We start from the raw sequence: 23,130 nt of genomic DNA on the forward strand, positions 1-23,130 counted from the left end.
TTTTCTTCAATTTACCGTATTTTTAGCGTGCTCGATGGAGTAAGTAACCACCAACAGCAAACATAAAGATAATTGGTAAAAATACAAACCACGCAGGAGATGGTGAATATACTAAGCTTGCATAACCCAAGAAGTCTTGTAAGTAATAAAATCCAAGCCCTGTAAATAATGCAATCACCAAACGAAAACCCATAGACTGTTGGCGTAATGGTCCAAAAATAAATGAACATGCAATCACGACCAATGCAATCAGTCCAAATGGTGAAGCAACTTTTTGCCAAAATGCCAATTGATATGTTTTTGGTACTTGACTGTACTCATGCATATAGCGTGTAAAACTAATGAGCTGACTTGGTGATAATTTCTCAGGATCAATGGTCACCATATGTACATATTTAGGTTGCAATGCCATAGATAGAGGTAGTTTTTCAGCTTTTTCCATTACTGCATTACCATTTGGCAATACATCCGTTTGCTGTACATTTTCTAAAGACCAAGCACCATCTTTAATAAAATTACCTTTTTCCGCAGTAACAACACCACGAAGATTATAATCTTTATCTAAATCAATAACCTGAATATCTTGCAGCTGACCAGATGAGTTTGCATAGTCAATATAGATAAAGCGCTGACCCTCTCGAGTCCAATAACCACTTACACTTCCCAACTCCGCAACAGTACGATGATCTTTAACGCTTTTTGCTTGTTCATTGGTATAAGGAATAACCCACTGGCTTAAAGCAAAAGATAAAACCACTAAAATTAATGCAGAACGAATCACCCATCCAACAATGCGCCACAAGCTAATGCCTGAAGCTCTCATAATAATAAGTTCACTATTTGAGGCTAAGGCACCTAAACCAAGAACAGCGCCAATTAACGCTGAGATGGGTAGAATTTCATATAAATACCTTGGTGCGCCCCAAAGTACATATTTCAATGCTTCCCATGCACCATAACTACCTTTCAATGAACCAAGTTCACCCAAATAAGTAAACAGGACTTGTAAGCCCGCTAAAATAAGCGTTGTACCAAGCATTGCGAGCGCAGTGGTTTTGGTCACATGTTTTGCAACTATACGGCGTGCGAACATTTTAAGACCCCACTCGTTGAATTTTTTTCTTAATTTTTGGTGCAAGATTAGGTTTTCTTAAAAACAGCACCGCTACACTGGCATAGATAAACAATACCAACGGATAAGCCCATGCTCCTAATTCATCTTTACTTACACGTGTTTTAACCGCCATTAATGCAACAATTAAACTCGCAAAAATAAGTAATGCAGGGAATAATTTTAAATAGCGTCCCTGACGTGGACTCACTTCAGAAAGCACAACTGAAAGCAATAGTGCAACAAACATTGCAAACGGTACATAAACACGCCACCAAAGTTCGCTTGCAACAACAGGGTCTTCCCTATTTTCCCAAAGTTTAGATGTTGGTAATGCCTCAACCTCTGTGCTTTCAAACTTCGCTTCTTTATTATTTTCTAGACGTAAACGATATGTTTTAAACTCAATATGCGTATATTTCGGGCTACCCGGATAAATCTCGTAACGACGACCTTCGGTTAAATCCACTACATTGGCACTGTCATTTGGCATTTCAATTCGAGTTGCTTCTTTTGCCAAAATAACAACATCTGGACGACCATCTTTATCTGCTTTTTGATAAAAGAAAATATCTTTTAGATTCTTACGATCTTCAGATAAATCACCTGCATAAATGGTGTATGCGCCAGAAGATACAAATTCTTTTGGTCGAACCAAGTCAAAACCTGTTCTGACTGCTTGAGCCGATGTCAGTTGTTCAAACTGACGCAATCCCCAAGGTGCAGCCCATAACATAAGAAAAGACTGAACCGCTAAGAAAACCACCGTCATTGGAACAAGTAAGCGACCTAAACGATTACGACTGAGACCGCTACTATTAAATACTGCCATTTCGTGGTCGACATATAAACGACCAAAAACTAGCATTAAACCAATGAAAAAACCTAAAGGTAAAATAAGCGTTAAAAACTCAGGTAAACGGTAACCAATGATGCTAAATAAGATACTTGCATCTAAACGACCTTGAGCTGCTACGCCAAAATATTTGATCAAACGACCACCCATCATGATCAAGGTCAATAAGGAGACCACCACCAATGATGTCGATACAACTTGCTTGACCAGATAACGCCGAATAATCAAATTAATTCTTCCAAAAAACTGGGTAAAAAAACCAACACTAGTTTAACCTAATGTTGAAAATATAGAACTATACTCGTGTTGCACATTGAAACTCTACTCATCAAAATGTTTCAATGGAACCAAACCTTACAAAGGCATGAAAATCGCATATGAAACTCAGTATTAATCAGTCATTCCAAGAGAATGCATCGAACCAATCTTTGTTGATATTAGTTGATTCTGAACAAGTTCAACATGCTACTAATACATATCAAATCAACAATTTAGATACAATTATTGAATCAACACAGTTTAAAGCAACACTAAGCGAAACTTTACCTTTAATTGGTCAGGTTTCTAATTGTACGTATAGCGTACTTGTTGGTATTGGTAAGGCAACTGAGCTTAAAGCTGCAAAATTATCGAAAATTGCTCAAACAATTATCAAGTCTTCACAAAAAAAATTCAAACAGATTAGTGTTGATATTTCAGCACTTCCTCAAGAATTACATTATTTATTTGCACTTAGCTTAACGCAAGCTGCTTATTCTTTTGATGAATATAAGTCTAAAAAGAATGATTTTATTCTTGAACAAGTTAATCTCATTGCGACGAACAGTCCACTTAATCAACAACAATTGTCACTGATTGAAGCAATTCAATCTGGTCAAGATCTTGCACGTAATTTAGGTAACCGTCCTGGCAATATTTGTTTCCCAGAATATTTAGCTGAACAGGCTCAAGCATTATCAGCAGAATATCCGAATTTATTAAAAGTAACTGTATTAGATGAGCAACAAATGGCTGATCTTGGTATGGGTGCTTTCCTTGCAGTAAGCAAAGGGTCAGATCGTCCGGGGCGTATCATTACGATTGAATACCAAGGCAACCGCGAAGAAGCACCTGTAGTACTTGTTGGTAAAGGTGTGACATTCGATACAGGTGGTATTTCACTTAAACCAGGCTTAGGCATGGATGAAATGAAATATGATATGTGTGGCTCTGCATCTGTATTAGGTACAATCCGCGCATTATGCGAATCTGAACTTCCTATTCATGTTGTTGGTGCAATTGCTGCTGCTGAAAACATGCCTTCAGGTGGTGCAACTCGCCCAGGCGACATCGTAACAACTATGAGCGGTCAAACTGTTGAAATTCTCAACACAGATGCCGAAGGTCGCTTGGTTCTTTGCGATACTCTCACTTATGTTAAACGCTTCAACCCTGCCCTTGTCATTGATATTGCAACTTTAACAGGTGCTTGTGTGGTTGCATTAGGTTCTGTATTAACTGGTCTATTTACCCCAGATGATGAACTTGCAGCAGAATTAAATGTAGCAGGTCAAAATTCATTTGACCGTGTATGGCGCATGCCTGTTCTTGAAGACTACCAAGAACAACTCGATTCACCATTTGCCGATATCGCAAACATTGGTGGCCCTAAAGCAGGTTCTGTAACAGCTGCATGCTTCTTAGAACGCTTTACACGTGATTACCGTTGGGCACATTTAGATGTTGCAGGTACAGCGTGGACTTCTGGTGCAAACAAAGGTGCTACAGGTCGTCCTGTTCCACTATTAATGCAATTTTTAGCGAATCGTGCCCAATCGAATGGCTAAAATAAGCTTTTATCTTTTTGAAAAGAGTCCTGAACGGCAAGTCGAAAGCACTTGCCGTTTATGTCGGAAAATTTTAAAAAAATCTGAAAAAATTTGGTTACTCTGTAATGATTTAACATTGCAGCAACAACTTGATGATCGTTTATGGAGTTTTGATTCTACAAGTTTCATTCCACATGGAATTGAAGATACGAGTGCACCTATTTGTATTTCGGATAAACTTCCTGAACAGTCTGATTGGATTATCTTTAATTTTAACGACCAAGCACTTGAACAATTTAAGAAATTTAGTCACATTATTGAGATTATTGAAAATAATGACGTGGCAAAGCAACTCGGTCGTGAAAAGTTTAAACAGTATCGACGTTTTGGAATAGAACCAAAAACTTATAAACTCTAAGCTATAAAATAAAGGAGAATGATGGTGGCATTAAATGTCGGACAAGATTTTAAACAGCGTTGGTTAGAAGCACCCGAAGCTGTGCGTCAAGCATATCTTGATGACCTCCATCGTATCTTCGATATTCTAAAACCAGAAGTTCAGTTACAAGCTTGGATTGAACGAGATCAACAAGAACAGCAAAAATCTTTGCAAAAAATTGATGTTGCTTATGCAGAATTAAAAGCTCAATTGATTGAAGAAGCACGTATTCGTCATCAACAAGCTTTAGAAAAGAAACTGGAAGATAAGCGCGCTGAAGAGGCTGCTTTTGCCAAACAACTTCAACTTGATGAAGAAAGAAAATTTGCTGAACAAGCAAAAGAACTTCAAGCCATTCGTCAAGATTTAGTTCAAGAAACGCAAAGCTATACCAATCGCTATGAAAAAAATCCGAATAATCTTCTGGATAATTTATCTGTAAAAGATAGCGAAATGCTTTCTGAGCTAGATAGCGTACGCATTCGATTAGAGTTAGAAGCAGAAAGTTTGATTGAGCAAGCGGTAACTGTGTTCCGTGCAAAACTTCACACAGCAACTCAAGAAGAAATTGAATATATTTTGAAAAGTTCGAAGTTTTCAGATTAATAAGATATTTTATACTACTTAAAATCTAAAGTATGTCTGATGAAATACTTTAGATTTTTATCTTAAATCATCATTTTTAATTATAAAAAGTCTACAACCGCATGTAACGTATGGCCTAAGCCATAACCAATTCCTAGTAAAGCACCAATCCAAAGCATCCCACCAATGACATTATATGCAGTAAATGATGCAAAATTCATATGTGCCGAACCTGCCGCGAATGGTGCAAATGAACGAACAAAAGGAACAAAACGTGCAACAAGGATGGTTTTACCACCATGCTTGGTAAAATAGTGATTGGTTTTAACTAGGTATTCTGGCTTGAAATAACGAGTATGCTTATTAAAATACTTAATACCCAAAACACTGCCCGTATAATAATTTACGGTATAGCCCAATGTACTTGCACTAAACAATGTAATAGCCATGTAGTGTAAATGAATCACATCTGTGGTTGAACACAGTGCACCTATCGCAAGCAATAAGCTATCACCAGGAAGGAAGAACATGAATACCGAACCCGTTTCTGCAAAAATCACTAAGAATAAAATTGCATAAATCCATGCGCCATAGTTTTCTAACAACACTGGCAACCACTGTTCAAGGTTCAGCAAAAAATCGAACATTCACACCTTTCCCAAATTTAAACTGCTTCTATTTAAACACTAAAATGCACTAAAAAATAAAAAACAGTCTAATTTTTCAACTAGACTGCTTATTTTTCATTCTATTAGCTTATTTTAAAAAGCCATTTTCAGCAAGAAAGTCCATACTAATTTTTGATTGTTGTTTTGTTTCAGCCGCTTTATCGCCTAGTAACAGACGCTCAATATACCGTGCTAAAACATCAACTTCCAAATTTACTTTCGCCCCTACTTGCCAAGTTCCAATATTGGTTCTTTCAGCAGTATGTGGAATTAAATTCAGACTCAGCACTCGACCATTTAAGTGGTTAATTGTAAGGCTAATACCATCAACAGTGACTGAACCTTTTTCTGCCAAATAGCGTGCAATTTCTGCAGGTGCTGTCACTTCATAGTAAATTGAACGAGCATCTGCTTTCACTACGGTAATTTCACCAACAGCATCAACATGTCCACTGACAATATGACCACCAAAGCGTGTTGTTGGAAGCATCGCTTTTTCAACATTTACACGTTGACCCACTTTCCATTGACCTAAGGTTGTGCGGTTCAAACTCTCACGAGAAACATCGGCAGCATACCAATTGTCCCCCCAATCGATCACCGTCAAGCAAATACCATTGGTTGCTATTGAATCGCCTAAATGTACATCTGACATATCTAAGCCTGTTTGAATGCGTAAACGGACATCTCCGCCCACACTTTGCAAACTTTCAACTTTTCCAACACTTTCAATAATGCCTGTAAACATAGGTTTTCTCAAATATTGTAGACTTTTACCATAATGCCAATTGTGTGCTAACACCTGTCGTGTCTACACCACCTAATTCTGCAAAATGGTGTAATTGGCTAAGTAACTGGCGAATAGGTGGACCAGACTTGCCATGTGTATCGGTAATCACAATAAACTCGAGTACACGTGCTCTTTCTGACTGACGTTGCTTACTTACACGATAGCGAGGCACATCTTGTGTTAACAAGGTTACACGCCCACGCTTTAAGTTCGCTTGTAACAAATCTGTCGCACTAATATTACCATCTGTCGAATAACTCGTCAGAATATATCGTGCATTTATAGTTTCGAGTAACTTCTCATATGCCTTTTGCGCATGCTTAGAAGAGTTATATGGACTTGGTCTTTCTTTACGCCAAGCACGATCAATACCGCTCTTAAAGCCTTTCGTATCTGGTGTCGGTAAATCAACCTGATCCCAAAGTGTTAAGGCATTTAAAACGTGATAATTACTACTATATGCATGTTGATTATAAGGTGGATCTAAATAAGCAACATCAACCTCAAAACCACTCATTTGGTTTGCTAAATGCTGTGCATCTACACACCACATTTCAGCAGCAGGCTTTTTCGAATCACCATTTTCACAAAAGCGACTTGGCGTTAACCAAAGTAATGATTCAATTCGTTCTAAAGCTGTTTGTGTTTTACCGCCCCATCCATGATGGAAGCTTTTAAATACGCCTGATGTATTACTGACAAAACTTGCTGAATACAAAAGTGGTGCAAGTAATGCAGACATCTCTACATCATCAATTGCACCTTGCGCTTGCCATGTTGCAATTTGCTGACGAATTGCATCAATACGCATACCATTACGGCGTTTGAAGAATAAACGGTCTTTAGCAGGATCGTAAATTTCGTCATTTCGTGGGCAAAGATTATGCGTCACCCAACCTTTTACTTCAGGTAAGCGGTTAAGGTAATCAATTGCTTTTTGATAGCCACCCAATTCTTTAAATGCAGGTGCCTCAACGCAAGATAAAATTGCGCTATTTAAAGCATGGCTATAGGGTTCCCAGTCGTTGGCAATCACTCGATAACCATTTTGGCGTGCTAAACGAGAAACCACGCCAGAACCTGCAAAAAAATCTGCAAAAATAGGTGCGCGACCATCTGCTCGATTTAACGTTCCCGTACTCTCAAGTGCTTCTAAAATCAGATGTAGTAAACGGCGCTTGTTTCCTAAATAAGGAACCAATTGATGGAAAAGGTATTCATCGGTAGTACGCGCCGCATGACGACGCTTGTGATAAACCGTAGACTCTGGATTCATACTGTCTCTTGAGAAGAAGGAATGAGTTTCAAACGAACATCATTCCCTACTTGGGTAACATCTATAAGCTTAAAACGAAGTTGCTCTGCCATACGGCTAAATTCCGCATTAAACATTGCTCGAGCGGTCTGCCCTAGAAAAGTGGGTGCAACATAACTAATTAATTCATCAACCAACTGCTCTTTTAAAAATGCGGTTGATAATGTTGCGCCAGCCTCAACCAAAACATCATAAATTTGATGCTCTTTGGATAAGGTGTGTAAAAGTTCTTTTAACGGCTGAATGTGTAATTGAATAACACCCAAATCTTCAAGTTCTTTTCGATACGGTCCCATGACCATCACGGTTTTAGCTTGCTCTAAGATTTTAGCGCTCAATGGCAAACGCCCTTTACGATCTAAAACAATGCGTAGCGGTTGTACCACTGTAGAAAGATCTTCTACATTGCTTAATTGTCTTACATTCAACTGGCAATCATCGGCTAAAACCGTTTCAATACCTGTAATAACAGCACCTGAAATTGCACGCCAATGTTGAACATCTTGACGTGCCTCAGTGCCTGTAATCCATTTAGATTCACCCGATGCCATGGCAGTACGACCATCTAAACTTGAAGCAATTTTAAGGCGCACATAAGGCATGCCTGTTGCCATTGCTTTTAAAAAGCCTAAATTGAGTTGATGTGCTTCTGCTTCACACACACCGACTTCAACCTCAATACCTGCATCTTTTAGAATTTGTACGCCTTTACCTGCCACCAATGGATTTGGATCGGGGCATGCAACAACAACTTTTGCTACACCTGCTTCAACCAACCCTTTTGCACATGGAGGCGTTCTACCGTAATGTGCGCATGGCTCTAAGGTGACATAAGCAGTCGCGCCTTTTGCAAGTTCACCAGCTTCGCGCATAGCAAATACTTCAGCATGTGGCTGACCTGCTTGAGGATGAAAACCCTCACCCATCAATTGACCGTCTTTAACAATGACACACCCTACATTGGGATTGGGTTTTGTTGAATATTGTCCAAGCCTTGCAAGCGTGATGGCACGTTGCATCCACACCTGATCTTGGTGTTTTGGATTTTGATTGAACTCGGACATGGTGTACTAAATCTCTAAACTTAATCTTGAAGATCGCGATATTGCATCTGTTCGATTTGACGACGGAATGCTTCTACATCTTGGAAATCTTGATAGACAGATGCAAAACGTACATACGCAACATGATCTAATGCAAATAAAGATTGCATGACAATTTCGCCAATGGTGCGTGATTTAACATCTCGCTCGCCCAATCTACGAATTTGTAAATGAATGTCACTTAATACTGTTTCTATTTGCTCTTGCGTTACAGGACGTTTTTGTAAAGCATGCATCAGCGAACGACGCATTTTAGCTTCATCAAATGGTTCACTTTTACCATCTGATTTAATCACGCGTGGCATTACAACTTCGTAGGTTTCAAACGTTGTAAAGCGCTCACCACAACTAATACATTCACGACGTCTACGAATTTGACAGCCTTCAGCAGCCAAACGCGAATCTATCACTCTACTATCTTCGGCGTTGCAAAAAGGACAATGCATAGCGGTTTTATTAAACAAATTTCAATGAGTTTAGAGTGTAGCAAAAATAATGGTATTTGTAGAGTATTGTTCTAGATATGGAAATAAAACAGCCCTTTCGGGCTGTTTTATACTATATATTGATAATGTGCTTTTATTATTCTATGCGTTCGCCATGTTGACTTAAGTCTAGACCCATGCGTTCATCATCAGATTCAACACGAATACCAATCACTAGATCAATAATTTTCAAAATAATGAAAGTCATAATACCTGAGTAGACAATCGTTGCGAGTACACCTTCAACTTGAACCCATAATTGAGCAAGCATATCTTTTGGTGCACCATCTCCCATAATGAATTCGCTTGCGAATACTGCTGTTAATAGCGCACCCACAATACCACCCACACCATGAAGACCAAATGCATCTAAAGAGTCATCGGCTTTAAGGATGCGTTTCAATGCTGTAATGCCCCAGAAGCAAACTACACCACCAATAAGCCCCATAATTAAGCCACCGCTTACAGTAACAAAACCTGCAGCTGGTGTAATAACCACCAAACCTGCAACCGCACCAGAAGCACCACCTAATACAGACGCTTTACCACGTACAAGTTTTTCAACAAATAACCAAGAAAGTGCTGCTGCCGCTGCTGCAATTTGAGTCACAACAAGCGCATAACCTGCTGAACCATTTGCACCTAATGCAGAACCACCATTAAAACCAAACCAACCTACCCAAATTAAGCTTGCACCAACAACGGTTAATGCCAAGTTATGTGGAGCCATAGATTCACGACCTAAGCCCATACGTTTACCAAGCATGTATGCAGCAACTAAACCAGCAACACCCGAGTTGATATGTACAACCGTACCACCAGCAAAATCTAGTGCACCATCGTTACCTAACCAACCACCACCCCATACCCAATGAGTAATTGGCGCATAAACAACAATAACCCAAATAGTGATGAAAGCGACAAATGCTCCAAATTTCATACGTTCTGCAATAGAACCACTAATAATGGCAACAGTAATAATAGCAAACGTCATTTGGAAAATAACAAATAGAATTTCAGGAATTGTGCCTGAAAGGGCTTCTGTGGTTATACCCGATAACATGAACTTATCTAGGCTACCAATAAAGGCATTTCCCTCGCCAAAAGCAAGCGTATAACCAATAACAACCCAAACAATACTTACAACAGCAGCAGCAACAAAGCTATGAGCCATTGTGCTTAATACGTTTTTCTTACGAACCATACCGCCATAGAAAAGTGCTAAACCAGGAATAGTCATTAAAAGAACAAGAGCTGTAGATACTAAAATCCACGCTGTATCACCTGTATCTAATTTTTGTTCTTCTTCAGCAGGTGCTGGAGCTTCTTCTGTAGCAGCCGCAGTAGGTGCGACTTCTGATACTGTAGCAGTTGTTTCAACCACTGTTACTTCTGATGTATTTGGTGCTGATGCAGCTTCTTCAGCCCATGCAACAGAACCACCTAAAAGCGCGCCAGACAAACTCAGCGCAAGTAGCATCTTTTTCATTCGTGTCCCCCAACCTAGTTTTTTTTGAGTTATTAGGTACTCAGCAAACTTCGTGCCAAATTATTAAACGGCATCTGCACCTGTTTCACCTGTACGAATACGGATGACTTGCTCTAAGTTAGTCACGAAAATTTTTCCGTCACCAATTTTGCCTGTGCTTGCAACGCGAGTAATAGACTCAATCACTGAATCAACCATTTCATCGCTAATTGCAATTTCAATTTTTACTTTTGGTAAGAAATCAACAACATATTCAGCGCCACGATAAAGTTCAGTATGACCTTTTTGACGACCAAAACCTTTGACTTCCGTTACAGTGATCCCTTGAACACCAATATCTGACAATGCTTCACGCACGTCATCAAGTTTAAAGGGTTTTACAATAGCAGTTACTAGCTTCATGTTTGTTTTCCTTCGGCTTGTTTCACCAGTAAGGTTTTATGTTCAATTTTCATGCCAAAATTTTTAAGGTCGGGGGAAAATAAAAATTTAAGCATGTTTTTTTCGTTTTTATATTCTATACCCATAATGATTTTTATACGCTAGTAAATCCGCATTTTTCCTAGAAGATTTACGATTTTAATGATTGAATAAACCCATCTTATACCGAAATGCAGTAGCCTATATTTCAGACGTGTTATACACTTCCACAACCACTCTCCTGCTTTGAGAAAACAAATGATCGAAACATTATTACAAGCAATTATGGAACAAGTAGATCTCCCAAAAAAAGATATTGAACATAATTTACGTGCACTCTTAAATGAAGCTGTAACCAAGATGGATTTAGTGTCGAAAGATGAAATTGAGCGCCAAAAAACAGCATTAAATAATGCAAATATTCGCTTAGATGAACTTCTTAAACATGTTGAAAACTTAGAAGCTCAATTAAAAAATAAATAATAAGCACCAAATTTGTGCATAAAAACATCAAAATTAATAATAAATAACGCACTATAATGGATCATAAAAATGTCGTTTGCCAAAATTTATACTCGGGGGCTGCTTGGCCTCCACGCTCCTTCTATTGAAGTCGAAGTTCATATCAGCCAAGGACTTCCATCGCTTACTATTGTTGGATTACCTGAAGCTGCAGTTCGTGAAAGTAAAGACCGAGTACGCTCAGCCATTATTAATAGTGGCTTTCAATTTCCAACCAAACGCTTAACCATTAACTTAGCACCTGCCGACTTGCCCAAAGATGGCTCACGCTTAGACCTCCCTATTGCTTTAGGAATTCTAATTGCTTCAGGTCAACTTCCTGAAAAAAGTACAGATGGTTTTGAATTTATTGGTGAACTTGCTTTAGATGGTCAATTGAGACCAATCACAGGTACGCTCAGCATTGCAATTGCCTGTCAGCAAGCCAATCACAAATTGATTTTACCTGCACAAAATGCACAAGAAGCATCTCAATTACCAAACTTCGAAGCATTTTCCGCAGATCACTTAAAGCAAGTATGTAACCACTTAAACAATGCACAACCTCTAACCGCATTTGAAAATCAACAAGACTTTCAAATCAACAAATCTAAATATGATCTTTCAGATGTAAAAGGACAATTACGCCCAAGACGCGCTTTAGAAATAGCTGCAGCAGGTGGACATTCATTGCTATTTAAAGGTCCACCCGGCACGGGGAAAACTTTATTGGCTTCTCGTTTAGCGAGTATTTTACCGCCATTAAGCACACAAGAAAATTTAGAAGTCGCAAGTATTTACTCTGTTGCAAATACAGCACATGATTTTGGTCAACGCCCTTTTCGAGCACCTCATCACACAGCATCAGCGGTTGCATTGGTTGGTGGTGGCTCACATCCAAAACCAGGTGAAATTACACTTTCCCATTTAGGCGTTTTATTTTTAGATGAATTACCTGAATTTGATCGAAAAGTTTTAGAAGTTTTACGTCAGCCTTTAGAAGCTAAAGAAATTGTGATTTCTAGAGCATCAAGACAAATTACTTTCCCTGCAAATTTCCAGCTGATTGCAGCAATGAATCCTTGCCCTTGTGGTTATGCTTTTAACCAAGATGTCCGTTGCCAATGTTCGGCAGATGCTATTAAAAGATATCAAAATCGCATTTCAGGTCCCTTATTAGACCGCATTGATTTACATATAGATGTACCACCATTACAAGCTTCTGAACTACAAGATACAAAACCTGTTGAAGATTCCAATACTGTACGTCAGCGTGTTGTTGATGCTTATCATCATCAAATTGAAAGACAGAATTGTTTAAATATGGCACTTAATCCAAAACTATTGGAAAAATATGCAACTTTAGATGTTCAAGCAGCAAAAATTATTGAACTTGCGCAACAACGCTTAAACTTATCTGCTCGTGCATATCATCGCGTTTTACGTGTAGCTCGAACCATTGCAGATTTAGCACAAAGTGAAAATATTCAAAGTACACATCTTACTGAAGCATTGTCTTATAGAAGTCAACAAACCTAAAAAAGAAAACCCGTTACAGATTCCTGTAACGGGTTTTCATAAACTGTAACTTTGTCTAAATTAGAAAGACTTCGTTAAAGTAAATACCGCACCAGTTTCTACACCACGCTTATAAGTAGATGGCGTATTCTTAGTTTCAATATTTGTTCCTACAGCAGCTAATTCAGCACTGAAACCTTCAATAGATTTAAATTCGTACGCTACACCTGCTTTCCAATCCCAATAACTATCATCTTTAGAAGCTGCATCAAAATAGTACTTATCTGTTGTTGTATAACCAATATTTGCTATACCGCTAAAGCCTGTATCTGCAAATGGAATTGTATACCCCAATCCCAAATACCATGCATCAATATCTAAACCTAAATAGTCATTCGTATAATTTACTGACGTTGATAAACTATCACCCTCGGTAATTAAGCCTTCAAAACCTACACCTGCATAGTATTCAACAAAGTTTAAATCGCTATTCCCTGGATACGCATAATAATAAACACCAACGTCCAATGTAGGCTTACCAGCAACACCTTCAAATGTTTTTGCATAACCAAGGTAAGGATCTAATTCTAAGTGAGCAACCCCTGCATCACCATTAGCGATGTAAACATTAGACCCCCAAACACCTGCATACAAACCCGATGCATGATCTAATTGAAAACCCACTTGTACTGCAGGATCATTTTCTGTTTGAGACATACCACGGAAACGATAATCTGTGGTCATAGCAGCTGAGCCACTAAATTCTAATCCGAAAGGTAAAGCCGGTGCTTCATCTGCAAAAGCTACTGTAGATACTGAAGTAACTAAAGCCAAACTTAATGCCTTTAAAGTGAATTTCATTGTGTATTCCCCCGATATCGTTAAAACGACTCTTTTTTGATTAATTTAAAAACTCATAAATGAATTAGCAATTGCTATGCCAATTTTTAAAAATGGGTCATCAACAAAAAAAACTGATAGAAAAAAGAGACGGAATCACACATACAACTTTTATATATGTAAGTATCAGTACTTAATAATTCCTACATAGAAATGAGCTACAAACTATTTCTTAAACAAAAAATGCATCAAAATTAAACAATTTCACAGTAATGTATTTACATTTTTATCAAATTGCACAAAAATAACCCACACATAAGTTAAGATAAAATAACAATATTTAGACAAGATCTCCTTTATAGATATTTTATTTATGATCTTAGTTTATTTTTTTATACCCAAAGTGCCTATAAGTCATATATATTATGGCTTGTTAACTGTATTTTTGATTAAATTAAATGCATGTTTTCTATAGGCAAATATATAAACCTCATTGGAAGAGTGTTTAACCTTAATTAATCAGGATTAATTATAAGCATCTTTTAAATGTGTTTTATATAAATCACCCATTTCACCACTATTTTGTATGAGGCTCTCTCCCAATGCAAAAAACACAAAAATTATTACTTGCTGTACTTGTTCAAACAGCTTTTATTTCTACTGCTTTTGCAAGCGAACAAAGCGAATCTAAAGGCTTTATTGAAGATGCCGAAGGCTCTGTACTTTTCCGTACAGGCTTTATCGATCGTGATAAGAAAGATGGTGCTGCAGACAATCGCTCAACTGCGCAATCAGCTATTGTAAAACTAGAGTCTGGCTTTACTAAAGGCACTGTTGGTGTTGGCGTTGGTGTTGTTGGTGATGCATCTTTCAAAATTGGTGATAATAAACATTCTGGCAACAACATGATTCCACGTCATGATGATGCTGCTGGTGAACCTAACGGTCGTCCATATAACAGTTGGGCTCGTGGTGGTGCATTCTTAAAAGCACGCGTTTCTAATACAACTGCGGTATTTGGTACTCAAGTTTTAGATTTACCAGTACTTGCAAGCAATACAAGCCGTATGGTTCCTGAATATTTTGATGGTTTATTGGTAACTAGCCGTGAAATTAACGGTTTAGAACTAACTGCAGGTAAATTCACTAAAAACCAATATTCAGATCAAATTTCAACTGATGAAAGAAATTTAGACCGTGCAATTGTTTGGGGTGCTAAATACAAATTCAATGATGCATTAAATGCTTCATATTTTGGTTTAGATTCTAAAAATAAACTAGAACGCCATTATGTAAATGCAAACTACAAACAAGCTTTAGCCAATGATGCTTCTTTAACTTATGATTTTAGCGGTTACCATACTGAATGGGATAAGGGGGCAGAAGCATCTTCTGCTCGTCCTGATTTAGATAAAAACTCTGATAACCGTAGCAACAACATTTGGGCTGTTTCTGGTACTTATAACCAAGGCGCTCATGGCGTAATGCTTGCTTACCAACAAAGTACTGGTAACACAGGTTATGCTTATGGTGAAAATGCTGATGGCGGACAAAGTATTTACTTACCAAACTCTTACCTTTCAGACTTTAACGGTCGTGGTGAGAAGTCTGTACAAGTTCAATATAACTTAGACTTTGCGAATTACGGCGTTCCTGGTTTGAACTGGACTTCTGCATATGTTTATGGTTGGGATATCGACACTAAAACTACTGACAATGCAAAAGAAAAAGAATTATTTAACCAAGTGAAATACACAGTACAAAATGGTTTTGCTAAAGATGCAAGCCTACGCGTACGTTATTCACACTACCGTAACGACCTTGCTTACGCAAAAGACTACTACATGCCTGATACAAATGAATGGCGTATCTTCCTTGATATTCCTGTGAAATTATTCTAATTTTCAGAAATATTAAAGCATAAAAAAACCTGCACATTGTGCAGGTTTTTTTATGGCTAAATTTTAAAAAATAAAACTTAAACCATCAAACAATTACTTGTTTGCTTCTTCGTAAGCAGCAATTGAGCTAAGAACTTCTTGTTTTGCAACTTCAGAACCTTCCCAACCACTTAATTTAACCCACTTACCAGCTTCTAAATCTTTATAGTGAGCAAAGAAGTGTTCAACTTGTTTGATCAATAATTCAGGAAGATCTGTGTATTCTTTAACGTCTTTATAGATAGGCGTTAATTTGTCGTGTGGAACAGCGATTAATTTCGCATCTACACCACCGTCATCTTCCATATTCAATTTACCAACAGGACGGCAACGAATTACAGAACCTGGTTCAACTGGATGTGGAGTTACAACTAATACGTCTAGTGGATCACCATCCAAAGATAATGTATTAGGAACATAACCGTAGTTTGCTGGGTAGAACATTGCTGTACCCATGAAACGGTCTACAAATAATGCATCAGAATCTTTATCAATTTCGTATTTGATTGGTGCTGCATTTGCAGGAATTTCAATAATTACATAGATGTCGTTTGGCGCATCTTTACCCGCTGGGATATTGCTGTAGCTCATAGCATCACTCTTTAACAAGTTAAATCTTTTTTAATCCAGGGCGATTATAACCGCTTTCTAGATCGAATTTAGTGTCGATTATACATCTGCACAGGAAAAATACATATTTTCATCTGTGTTACTCATCCAGTAATTTTAATCACCAATAAAAGTAGCGATACTGAACAAAGTAATGAAAGCACCCAAAAAATAGAGCGTAAAGTCGCCCAATTTATTAAATAACAGATGCCATATAGAATTCTAAATACAATGTACGCAATACCAAAAGTCATCACAACAACTTGAGGAACGACCATATACTCTGCCAGTAACACCGCAGCAATGAATAAAGGTAAAGTTTCATAACTGTTTTGTTGTACTGCATTTGCTCGTACAGCTAAACCCGTCGTATGAGCTAAAAAATCTCTAGGGTTTTGATTATCTTGTATTTTAAAACCACCCGCCTTTCTTGCAATGAATGAGAAAACATAGGGTAAAAGACATGCAATCAAAATTAGATAAACGATTCCACTTATACTTTGCATGAAGGCAATTCTCATGAGCATTTTATTATCATATCATAGCATGGCGTTTGACGGATGATTTTCGTTTAATGTCGTATTTTATCAATTTTAATGATTTAAAGGATCCCTTTATGGCACAGCCAGATCAAGAAGAAATGTTCGATATCCTTGAGATGCAACATAAAAATCAGGTTCGAGTAGATCGTGCTTTTAAAATTGTCATTCCTATCACTGCATTTTTACTGTGTGTTATTTGTGCAAATTTCAATATTTGGTCAACCATTTTTACTTTTGTAGTTTTATGGATTTCATTTTACGCTGTTTCTATTAAACGTCTTTCTTTGGGATTATGGATTGCCATTATTTGTGTTTATTGCTTAATAGATAACATCTTAAGTTATGGCGCATTTAAAAACCCTAGCTTTATTCGTCAATTTGGCACTATGTTTATTTTTCTGGGTATTTTTGGCGTTGGTCGTCCATATATCGACAGATGGTTTTTAAAAAAATAATGATAAAAAAAGCGCCTTAAGGCGCTTTTTTTATTGGAGAATTTAAACTGGTTTACGTAAATCTTTACGCAGGATTTTACCTACATTAGATTTTGGTAATTCATCCATAAATTCAACATAACGTGGGCGTTTGTAGCCTGTTAAGTTTTCTTTCGCAAATGCCAAAATTTCTTCGGTTGTTAAAGATTGATCTTTTTTAACAACAAATAGCTTTGGCACTTCACCTGATTTTTCATCTTGAACGCCAATGACTGCTACTTCTAATACTTTTGGATGTTGAGCAACCACTTCTTCAATTTCTGAAGGGTATACGTTAAAGCCTGATACTAAAATCATGTCTTTCTTACGATCGACAATTTTAACGAAGCCTTGCGAGCTCATAACGCCAATATCACCTGTACGGAAGAAACCATTGGTCATTACTTTTTCAGTTTCATCAGGACGGTTCCAATAGCCTTTCATGACTTGTGGACCACGAATCGAGATTTCACCTTGTTCACCAAGTGCAACTTCATTACCATCATCATCTAAAATAGCAACTTCAGTTAATGGCAATGGAATACCAATTGAGCCACTAAATTCCATAGATGCAGGCGGATTTGCTGTTGCAACAGGTGAGGTTTCAGATAGACCATAACCTTCAATAATATTTGTGCCTGTTACTTTTTTCCAAGCTTCAGCGGTAGATGGCAATACAGCCATACCACCACCCATCGCCATTTTCATTCGGCTGTGATCAAGTTGTTTAAATTCTTCGTTATTCACAAGTGCATTAAACAATGTGTTTACAGCAGGGAAGAATGTCGGTTGGTATTTACGAAGCTCTTTGATAACAGCAGGTAAATCACGCGGGTTTGGAATAAGGACGTTGGCTTGACCTTTGTACATACCGTAAAGCGCGCACACCATGAATGCAAAGATGTGATAAAGCGGTAAAGCACAGAAAATACGATCATCTGGTTGACCATCTTGCTTACCAAATTTACTTTGGAAAATACCATCACACTGCAACATGTTTGCAACTAAGTTGCGATGTGTGAGTTCTGCACCTTTAGAAACACCTGTCGTACCACCTGTATATTGCAGTACAGCTGTATCGCTGAGTGTTAAGCTTGGACGTTTGTAGTTACTAACATTGACCTTAGACATTGCCGTATTAAAGCGAATATGACCAGGAATATCCCAAGCAGGTACTTGTTTACGAACAGAGCGTAAAACAAAGTTTACGATTGTACCTTTAAGCGTACCGAGTAAATCACCAACAGATGCAACAACCACATGTTTAACAGGTGTTTCACCTAAAATTGCTTGGTAAACAGCTGCAAAGTTTTCAATAATAACAAGTGCTTCAGAACCAGAATCATTTAATTGATGCTTTAATTCACGCGCAGTATAAAGTGGGTTTACGTTTACAAGAACTAAGCCTGCACGGAAAACACCTAAAGCTACGATAGGATATTGAAGAACGTTCGGCATCATTACCGCTACACGTGCGCCTTTAGCCAATCCTAAGCTTTGTAAATATGTTGCAAACTTACGACTTTCTTCATCTAGTTGACCAAAAGTTAAAACTTTATCCATGAAGATAAAAGCATCACGCGAAGCAAACTTTTGAAAGTTGCGTTCGAAAACATCATTAAGAGATGTATTTTCTGCTGGAAGTTCAACAGTCTCTGGAATGCCTGTTTTTTGGTATTCACTAAACCAAATTTTTTCCATAACGTTCAATACTCCTACCTATAATCCTTAATATTTAACTATTCTTTTCAGTACTAAGCTCATTATTTAACTTTTTGTGCTTAATACTGCATCCATTTTGAACACTTTGCATATATAACGTATTTTGTTTAATAGATGCTAGCATTATCTTTGAATGAACAGTTTATTTGCTTTTTGATAACCTCGTGGTAAAAGTTGCCCCTTGGTTCCCCTTTTACCTACATATTTTTGAAGGTCATCACCTTTTAATTTTAGTTGTTGCTGTCCTGCAAGCAGTTGAATTATTTCATCTAAGTTAAGAGTTGTCATGGATAAAATTTGATCTTTCGCATCAAGTTGTATCAATTTATTACCCTTACCTTTATTTAATGAAGGTAATTCTTCTAAATCTAAAACCAATAACCGACCCGCAGAGCTTAATACAGCTAGATGCGTAGCACCGTCAATAGTTTGTAAATCTAGTGCAGATGCGCCTTCAGGCAAGCTTAAAAATGCTTTACCTGCCTTTGCACTGGTATCTAATTGCTTAGCATGTGTTTTGAAACCATAACCTTTGTTACTTGCGACTAAAATTTCAGTTTCATCATCTGCAATAAAGACTTGTTTAAAGCCAATGCCACTTGCTGGTGCAAGTTTTGAGCTTAAAGGTTCGCCCATACCACGTGCAGATGGCAAAGTGTTTATAGCAAGTGCATAACTGCGCCCTGCTTCATCTAATACATAAACACGTTGATTTGACTTGCCTTGTGCATGGCTTAAATATTTATCACTTGCTCGATAATTTAAATTTTCAACATCGACTTCGTGACCTTTTGCACTGCGAATCCAACCTGCTTCTGAAAGTACTACTGTCACAGGATCTGCTGGTAACATATCTTGTTCGTTAATTGCTTCAGCCGTTGCACGTTGCACGATTGGTGAACGTCGATCGTCACCATATTTTTTCGCATCATCTTTAAGCTCATCAATAATCAAAGCTTTTAAAGATTCAGGATTTGCTAACTGTTCACGAATAATTGCAGCACGAGCTTCTAATTCTTCTTGCTCGCGACGCATTTCCATTTCTTCAAGTTTCGCCAAATGACGTAATTTGAGTTCTAAAATGGCTTCCGCTTGAACTTCATCAATATTAAAACGCAACATCAGCACAGGTTTTGGCTGATCTTCTTCACGAATAATTTGAATGACTTCATCAATATTCAAATAGGCAATAATTAAACCACCCAAAATATGAAGACGCTTTTCAATTTTATTTAAATGATATTGCAGACGACGTGTGACCGTTTGTTTACGAATTTCGATCCATTCAAGCAAAATTTTACGAATAGATTTCACTTGTGGACGACCATCGGCACCAATCATGTTCATATTGACGCGATAGCTCGATTCCAAATCTGTCGTTGCAAATAAGTGGCTCATCACCGCTTCTGCATCAATTCGATTTGAACGTAAAACAATCACCAAACGTGTTGGATTTTTATGGTCAGATTCATCTCGTAAATCTGCAACCAATGGCAATTTTTTCGCCTGCATTTGGTCTGCAATTTGCGAAATAATTTTAGATCCTGAAACTTGATACGGTAAATCCGTAATCACAATTTCATTTTTTTCAATTTTATAAACTGCACGAACGCGATAACTACCGCGCCCTGTCGTTTGAATTTTTAATAATTCTTCAGGTGCTGTGATAATTTCTGCATTCGTTGGTAAATCTGGTGCAGGAATATATTCGGCAACTTTTTCATCTGTGATGTTTGGGTTGCGAATTAACGCAATTGTACCTTTTACGACTTCACGTAAGTTATGTGGCGGAATATCTGTCGCCATACCTACGGCAATACCTGTCGTACCGTTTAATAGAATGTTTGGCACACGTGCAGGCAAATTCACAGGTTCTTTCATTGAACCATCGAAGTTGTCTTGCCAATCGCAAGTGCCTTGACCTAATTCAGATAACAACACTTCACTATATTGTGAAAGTTTTGCTTCGGTATAACGCATTGCAGCGAATGATTTAGGATCGTCTGGCGAACCCCAGTTTCCTTGCCCTTCAATAAAAGGATAACGATAACTAAATGGCTGTGCCATAAGCACCATTGCTTCATAACAAGCAGAGTCACCATGTGGATGGTATTTACCAAGTACATCACCCACAGTACGTGCAGATTTTTTTGGCTTGCCACTGTGTTTTAAGCCCAACTCGCTCATTGCATAGACAATACGGCGCTGTACAGGTTTTAATCCATCGCTAATATGTGGCAATGCACGATCCATAATCACGTACATGGCATAATTTAAATAAGCTTGTTCAGTAAATTCTGCTACGGAACGGTTTTCTGTCGCATGATGCGCAAGGCTTGTCATAACAACTTGTTATCCTAAATCGTTTTTGTGTGTTTAAGTTCTTATGCTATGTCGCAGAGGTTTTCTATACAAGGGTATGAAGTATCACTCTGCGACAATTTATGTCTTATGTCGTAAAAGTATCCATTTTATTTCAAATGATCAACTAAAAAATAACCAACTCCTAATGAATGGAGTCAAGTGATTTTCCTTTTGTCTCTTCACCCAAAACTAAAATGACACATGCAACTGCAAGTAAAACAGCAGTAAACATCATAAAGACATAGCTAAAACCATTATTCATCACCATCATGTGTGTAACCACCAATGGCGCTACAATTCCGCCCATTCGCCCAATTGCAGATGCCCAACCTGAACCAAATGCACGAATATTTGTAGGATATTGTTCTGGTGTATAAGTATAAAGTACGCCCCATGCACCTAAATTAAAGAATGACATCAAGCATCCCCAAAGTACAATTTGTTCAACGCTATTAGACTGTCCAAAGAAATATGCAGATACTGCACACATGCCAATAAAGCCTGCCAATGTCGCCTTACGTCCTAGTTTTTCAACCAACCACGCTGCTGCAACATAGCCTGGAAGCTGTGCCAAAATCATCACTAAAACATATTCAAAAGATTGGACGATGGTGTAGCCTTCTTTCACCAGTAAGCTTGGTAACCACGTAAAAATACCGTAATACGAATAGACAATACCAAACCAAATAAGCCACAACATGAGTGTGCGACGAGCAAAAGTACCTGACCACAATTGGGTAAATGAAACATTTTGCTTTTCTGATACAGGTTTAACTTCAATGGTTTCGATAACCTCTACACCACATTGACGCTCAAAACCTTGAACCAATGCATGTGCTTCTTCAATTCGACCACGATTGATTAAATATGGAATAGATTCAGGTACTTTTTTCCAAATCACAATGGCATATAAAGCAGGAAGACCTCCCACTAAAAATGCAACATGCCAATCAAATTTTGGAATAACAAAGTAAGCAATGAGCGCGGCACAAAGCCAACCAAGCCCCCAAAAACTTTCGAGCAATACAATAAAACGACCACGAACATGCGAGGGAATATATTCACTCACCAAGGTTACCGCAACAGGCAATTGTCCACCTAAACCCAAGCCAACAATAAACCGAAAAACCAATAACCACGTTAAATTTGGCGCAAATGCACAAGCAGCTGTCGCAATACTATAAATCACTAAAGTAATGGCAAATACGGTTTTACGTCCCCACTTATCTGCCAAACCACCTGAAAAGACCGCCCCAATTGCCATACCGACAAAACCAATAGATACCACCCAACCTTTTTCAGTAGGTGACATTGCCCAATCTTCTGACATTTTTGCCAAAATAAAAGAAATGAGCCCTGTGTCCATTGCATCGAACATCCACCCCAGTCCAATCACCCACAATAAGGTGTAATGAAATTTACCAATAGGTAAGCGCTGTACTCGTGAGACTAAATCCATAACGATATCTCTGATTTGGTGAAAGATTGCATACTGCTTTCCCAACAGGATTTTATACTTTTACTATTTTTATAAGATTAATTTAAAAAAGTA

Annotated in this window: 22 protein-coding genes; 7 read left to right on the plus strand and 15 right to left on the minus strand. The window is 37.9% G+C overall.

Annotated elements, in window-relative coordinates; genetic code table 11:
• Nucleotides 1-22: 22 nt before the first annotated feature.
• Together lptG and lptF are read right to left on the minus strand one after the other, a co-directional pair.
• The gene (gene lptG, locus A6M14_RS04035; protein WP_152873728.1) at nucleotides 23-1,093 is read right to left on the minus strand and encodes an LPS export ABC transporter permease LptG; all 1,071 of its coding nucleotides are present in this window, start codon (nucleotides 1,091-1,093) and stop codon (nucleotides 23-25) included.
• Nucleotide 1,094: 1 nt separating this feature from the next.
• Complete coding sequence (lptF, locus tag A6M14_RS04040) at nucleotides 1,095-2,195, minus strand: LPS export ABC transporter permease LptF (RefSeq protein ID WP_152873729.1); 1,101 nt, start codon at nucleotides 2,193-2,195, stop codon at nucleotides 1,095-1,097.
• A gap of 149 nt (nucleotides 2,196-2,344) precedes the next feature.
• Between lptF and A6M14_RS04045 the strand changes: the two genes are divergently transcribed.
• The 3 genes from A6M14_RS04045 to blhA are packed head-to-tail and all read left to right on the plus strand — an operon-like array spanning nucleotide 2,345 to nucleotide 4,820.
• Nucleotides 2,345-3,793 carry a leucyl aminopeptidase gene (locus A6M14_RS04045; protein WP_152873730.1) on the plus strand — a complete coding sequence of 483 codons (1,449 nt, stop codon included), beginning with the start codon at nucleotides 2,345-2,347 and terminating at the stop codon, nucleotides 3,791-3,793.
• On the plus strand, nucleotides 3,786-4,193 hold the full coding sequence (locus tag A6M14_RS04050; protein ID WP_152873731.1) for a DNA polymerase III subunit chi: 408 nt from the start codon (nucleotides 3,786-3,788) through the stop codon (nucleotides 4,191-4,193). The genes A6M14_RS04045 and A6M14_RS04050 overlap by 8 nt, the downstream gene beginning before the upstream one ends.
• 21 nt (nucleotides 4,194-4,214) lie before the next feature.
• Nucleotides 4,215-4,820: a cell division protein BlhA gene (blhA, locus tag A6M14_RS04055; protein WP_152873732.1), complete on the plus strand. Its 606-nt coding sequence runs from the start codon at nucleotides 4,215-4,217 to the stop codon at nucleotides 4,818-4,820.
• An 80-nt stretch (nucleotides 4,821-4,900) separates the two neighbouring features.
• Here blhA and A6M14_RS04060 read toward each other — a convergent pair whose 3' ends face one another.
• The 7 genes from A6M14_RS04060 to glnK all read right to left on the minus strand — a co-directional run bounded on the left by A6M14_RS04060 (nucleotide 4,901) and on the right by glnK (nucleotide 11,051).
• Nucleotides 4,901-5,446 carry a VTT domain-containing protein gene (locus tag A6M14_RS04060; RefSeq protein WP_152873733.1) on the minus strand — a complete coding sequence of 182 codons (546 nt, stop codon included), beginning with the start codon at nucleotides 5,444-5,446 and terminating at the stop codon, nucleotides 4,901-4,903.
• A 109-nt stretch (nucleotides 5,447-5,555) separates the two neighbouring features.
• Nucleotides 5,556-6,215 (minus strand): riboflavin synthase, encoded by a 660-nt coding sequence (locus tag A6M14_RS04065; protein WP_152873734.1) that lies wholly within the window; start codon nucleotides 6,213-6,215, stop codon nucleotides 5,556-5,558.
• A gap of 25 nt (nucleotides 6,216-6,240) precedes the next feature.
• A complete protein-coding gene (locus tag A6M14_RS04070) occupies nucleotides 6,241-7,533 on the minus strand; it encodes a DNA adenine methylase (protein ID WP_152873735.1) in 1,293 nt (430 codons plus the stop codon).
• Complete coding sequence (gene ribD, locus A6M14_RS04075) at nucleotides 7,530-8,636, minus strand: bifunctional diaminohydroxyphosphoribosylaminopyrimidine deaminase/5-amino-6-(5-phosphoribosylamino)uracil reductase RibD (protein ID WP_152873736.1); 1,107 nt, start codon at nucleotides 8,634-8,636, stop codon at nucleotides 7,530-7,532. The genes A6M14_RS04070 and ribD overlap by 4 nt, the downstream gene beginning before the upstream one ends.
• Nucleotides 8,637-8,656: 20 nt before the next feature.
• Nucleotides 8,657-9,121, minus strand: coding sequence for a transcriptional regulator NrdR (gene nrdR / locus A6M14_RS04080; protein WP_152873737.1), 465 nt, complete (start codon nucleotides 9,119-9,121; stop codon nucleotides 8,657-8,659).
• A 136-nt stretch (nucleotides 9,122-9,257) separates the two neighbouring features.
• Nucleotides 9,258-10,649 carry an ammonium transporter gene (locus tag A6M14_RS04085; protein ID WP_152873738.1) on the minus strand — a complete coding sequence of 464 codons (1,392 nt, stop codon included), beginning with the start codon at nucleotides 10,647-10,649 and terminating at the stop codon, nucleotides 9,258-9,260.
• Between the two features lie 63 nt (nucleotides 10,650-10,712).
• A complete protein-coding gene (gene glnK, locus A6M14_RS04090; RefSeq protein ID WP_086174160.1) occupies nucleotides 10,713-11,051 on the minus strand; it encodes a P-II family nitrogen regulator in 339 nt (112 codons plus the stop codon).
• 276 nt (nucleotides 11,052-11,327) lie between these two features.
• On the opposite strand from glnK, the gene A6M14_RS04095 reads away from it, so the two are divergent.
• Nucleotides 11,328-11,552, plus strand: a complete 225-nt coding sequence (locus tag A6M14_RS04095) for an accessory factor UbiK family protein (RefSeq protein ID WP_152873739.1) — start codon at nucleotides 11,328-11,330, stop codon at nucleotides 11,550-11,552.
• Nucleotides 11,553-11,621: 69 nt separating this feature from the next.
• Nucleotides 11,622-13,109 carry a YifB family Mg chelatase-like AAA ATPase gene (locus A6M14_RS04100; RefSeq protein ID WP_152873740.1) on the plus strand — a complete coding sequence of 496 codons (1,488 nt, stop codon included), beginning with the start codon at nucleotides 11,622-11,624 and terminating at the stop codon, nucleotides 13,107-13,109.
• A 60-nt stretch (nucleotides 13,110-13,169) separates the two neighbouring features.
• Here the strand turns inward: A6M14_RS04100 and A6M14_RS04105 are convergent, their stop codons facing one another.
• A complete protein-coding gene (locus tag A6M14_RS04105) occupies nucleotides 13,170-13,949 on the minus strand; it encodes a TorF family putative porin (RefSeq protein WP_152873741.1) in 780 nt (259 codons plus the stop codon).
• A gap of 581 nt (nucleotides 13,950-14,530) precedes the next feature.
• On the opposite strand from A6M14_RS04105, the gene A6M14_RS04110 reads away from it, so the two are divergent.
• The gene (locus tag A6M14_RS04110) at nucleotides 14,531-15,829 is read left to right on the plus strand and encodes an OprD family outer membrane porin (protein WP_152873742.1); all 1,299 of its coding nucleotides are present in this window, start codon (nucleotides 14,531-14,533) and stop codon (nucleotides 15,827-15,829) included.
• Nucleotides 15,830-15,922: 93 nt separating this feature from the next.
• Here A6M14_RS04110 and ppa read toward each other — a convergent pair whose 3' ends face one another.
• Nucleotides 15,923-16,459 carry an inorganic diphosphatase gene (gene ppa, locus A6M14_RS04115; RefSeq protein WP_152873743.1) on the minus strand — a complete coding sequence of 179 codons (537 nt, stop codon included), beginning with the start codon at nucleotides 16,457-16,459 and terminating at the stop codon, nucleotides 15,923-15,925.
• A 122-nt stretch (nucleotides 16,460-16,581) separates the two neighbouring features.
• Nucleotides 16,582-16,983 (minus strand): MAPEG family protein, encoded by a 402-nt coding sequence (locus A6M14_RS04120; protein ID WP_152873744.1) that lies wholly within the window; start codon nucleotides 16,981-16,983, stop codon nucleotides 16,582-16,584.
• 110 nt (nucleotides 16,984-17,093) lie between these two features.
• Here A6M14_RS04120 and A6M14_RS04125 point away from each other — a divergent pair, with 110 nt between their 5' ends.
• Nucleotides 17,094-17,474 carry a hypothetical protein gene (locus A6M14_RS04125; RefSeq protein WP_152873745.1) on the plus strand — a complete coding sequence of 127 codons (381 nt, stop codon included), beginning with the start codon at nucleotides 17,094-17,096 and terminating at the stop codon, nucleotides 17,472-17,474.
• A 42-nt stretch (nucleotides 17,475-17,516) separates the two neighbouring features.
• Here A6M14_RS04125 and A6M14_RS04130 read toward each other — a convergent pair whose 3' ends face one another.
• The 3 genes from A6M14_RS04130 to niaP all read right to left on the minus strand — a co-directional run bounded on the left by A6M14_RS04130 (nucleotide 17,517) and on the right by niaP (nucleotide 23,037).
• On the minus strand, nucleotides 17,517-19,193 hold the full coding sequence (locus A6M14_RS04130) for an AMP-binding protein (protein WP_152873746.1): 1,677 nt from the start codon (nucleotides 19,191-19,193) through the stop codon (nucleotides 17,517-17,519).
• 144 nt (nucleotides 19,194-19,337) lie between these two features.
• A complete protein-coding gene (gene parC / locus A6M14_RS04135; protein WP_152873747.1) occupies nucleotides 19,338-21,557 on the minus strand; it encodes a DNA topoisomerase IV subunit A in 2,220 nt (739 codons plus the stop codon).
• 163 nt (nucleotides 21,558-21,720) lie between these two features.
• Complete coding sequence (gene niaP, locus A6M14_RS04140) at nucleotides 21,721-23,037, minus strand: niacin transporter NiaP (protein ID WP_152873748.1); 1,317 nt, start codon at nucleotides 23,035-23,037, stop codon at nucleotides 21,721-21,723.
• Between the last annotated feature and the right edge of the window lie 93 nt (nucleotides 23,038-23,130).

This window comes from Acinetobacter portensis, assembly GCF_009372215.1.
GTDB classification, from domain to species: Bacteria; Pseudomonadota; Gammaproteobacteria; order Pseudomonadales; family Moraxellaceae; genus Acinetobacter; species Acinetobacter portensis.

Coding starts and splice junctions, on each gene's coding strand:
- lptG (WP_152873728.1), bottom strand. CDS start 1,093: ATGTTCGCACGCCGTATAGTTGCAAAACATGTGACCAAAACCACTGCG.
- A6M14_RS04045 (WP_152873730.1), top strand. CDS start 2,345: ATGAAACTCAGTATTAATCAGTCATTCCAAGAGAATGCATCGAACCAA.
- A6M14_RS04050 (WP_152873731.1), top strand. CDS start 3,786: ATGGCTAAAATAAGCTTTTATCTTTTTGAAAAGAGTCCTGAACGGCAA.
- blhA (WP_152873732.1), top strand. CDS start 4,215: ATGGTGGCATTAAATGTCGGACAAGATTTTAAACAGCGTTGGTTAGAA.
- A6M14_RS04060 (WP_152873733.1), bottom strand. CDS start 5,446: ATGTTCGATTTTTTGCTGAACCTTGAACAGTGGTTGCCAGTGTTGTTA.
- A6M14_RS04065 (WP_152873734.1), bottom strand. CDS start 6,215: ATGTTTACAGGCATTATTGAAAGTGTTGGAAAAGTTGAAAGTTTGCAA.
- A6M14_RS04070 (WP_152873735.1), bottom strand. CDS start 7,533: ATGAATCCAGAGTCTACGGTTTATCACAAGCGTCGTCATGCGGCGCGT.
- ribD (WP_152873736.1), bottom strand. CDS start 8,636: ATGTCCGAGTTCAATCAAAATCCAAAACACCAAGATCAGGTGTGGATG.
- nrdR (WP_152873737.1), bottom strand. CDS start 9,121: ATGCATTGTCCTTTTTGCAACGCCGAAGATAGTAGAGTGATAGATTCG.
- A6M14_RS04085 (WP_152873738.1), bottom strand. CDS start 10,649: ATGAAAAAGATGCTACTTGCGCTGAGTTTGTCTGGCGCGCTTTTAGGT.
- glnK (WP_086174160.1), bottom strand. CDS start 11,051: ATGAAGCTAGTAACTGCTATTGTAAAACCCTTTAAACTTGATGACGTG.
- A6M14_RS04095 (WP_152873739.1), top strand. CDS start 11,328: ATGATCGAAACATTATTACAAGCAATTATGGAACAAGTAGATCTCCCA.
- A6M14_RS04100 (WP_152873740.1), top strand. CDS start 11,622: ATGTCGTTTGCCAAAATTTATACTCGGGGGCTGCTTGGCCTCCACGCT.
- A6M14_RS04105 (WP_152873741.1), bottom strand. CDS start 13,949: ATGAAATTCACTTTAAAGGCATTAAGTTTGGCTTTAGTTACTTCAGTA.
- A6M14_RS04110 (WP_152873742.1), top strand. CDS start 14,531: ATGCAAAAAACACAAAAATTATTACTTGCTGTACTTGTTCAAACAGCT.
- ppa (WP_152873743.1), bottom strand. CDS start 16,459: ATGAGCTACAGCAATATCCCAGCGGGTAAAGATGCGCCAAACGACATC.
- A6M14_RS04120 (WP_152873744.1), bottom strand. CDS start 16,983: ATGCAAAGTATAAGTGGAATCGTTTATCTAATTTTGATTGCATGTCTT.
- A6M14_RS04125 (WP_152873745.1), top strand. CDS start 17,094: ATGGCACAGCCAGATCAAGAAGAAATGTTCGATATCCTTGAGATGCAA.
- A6M14_RS04130 (WP_152873746.1), bottom strand. CDS start 19,193: ATGGAAAAAATTTGGTTTAGTGAATACCAAAAAACAGGCATTCCAGAG.
- parC (WP_152873747.1), bottom strand. CDS start 21,557: ATGACAAGCCTTGCGCATCATGCGACAGAAAACCGTTCCGTAGCAGAA.
- niaP (WP_152873748.1), bottom strand. CDS start 23,037: ATGGATTTAGTCTCACGAGTACAGCGCTTACCTATTGGTAAATTTCAT.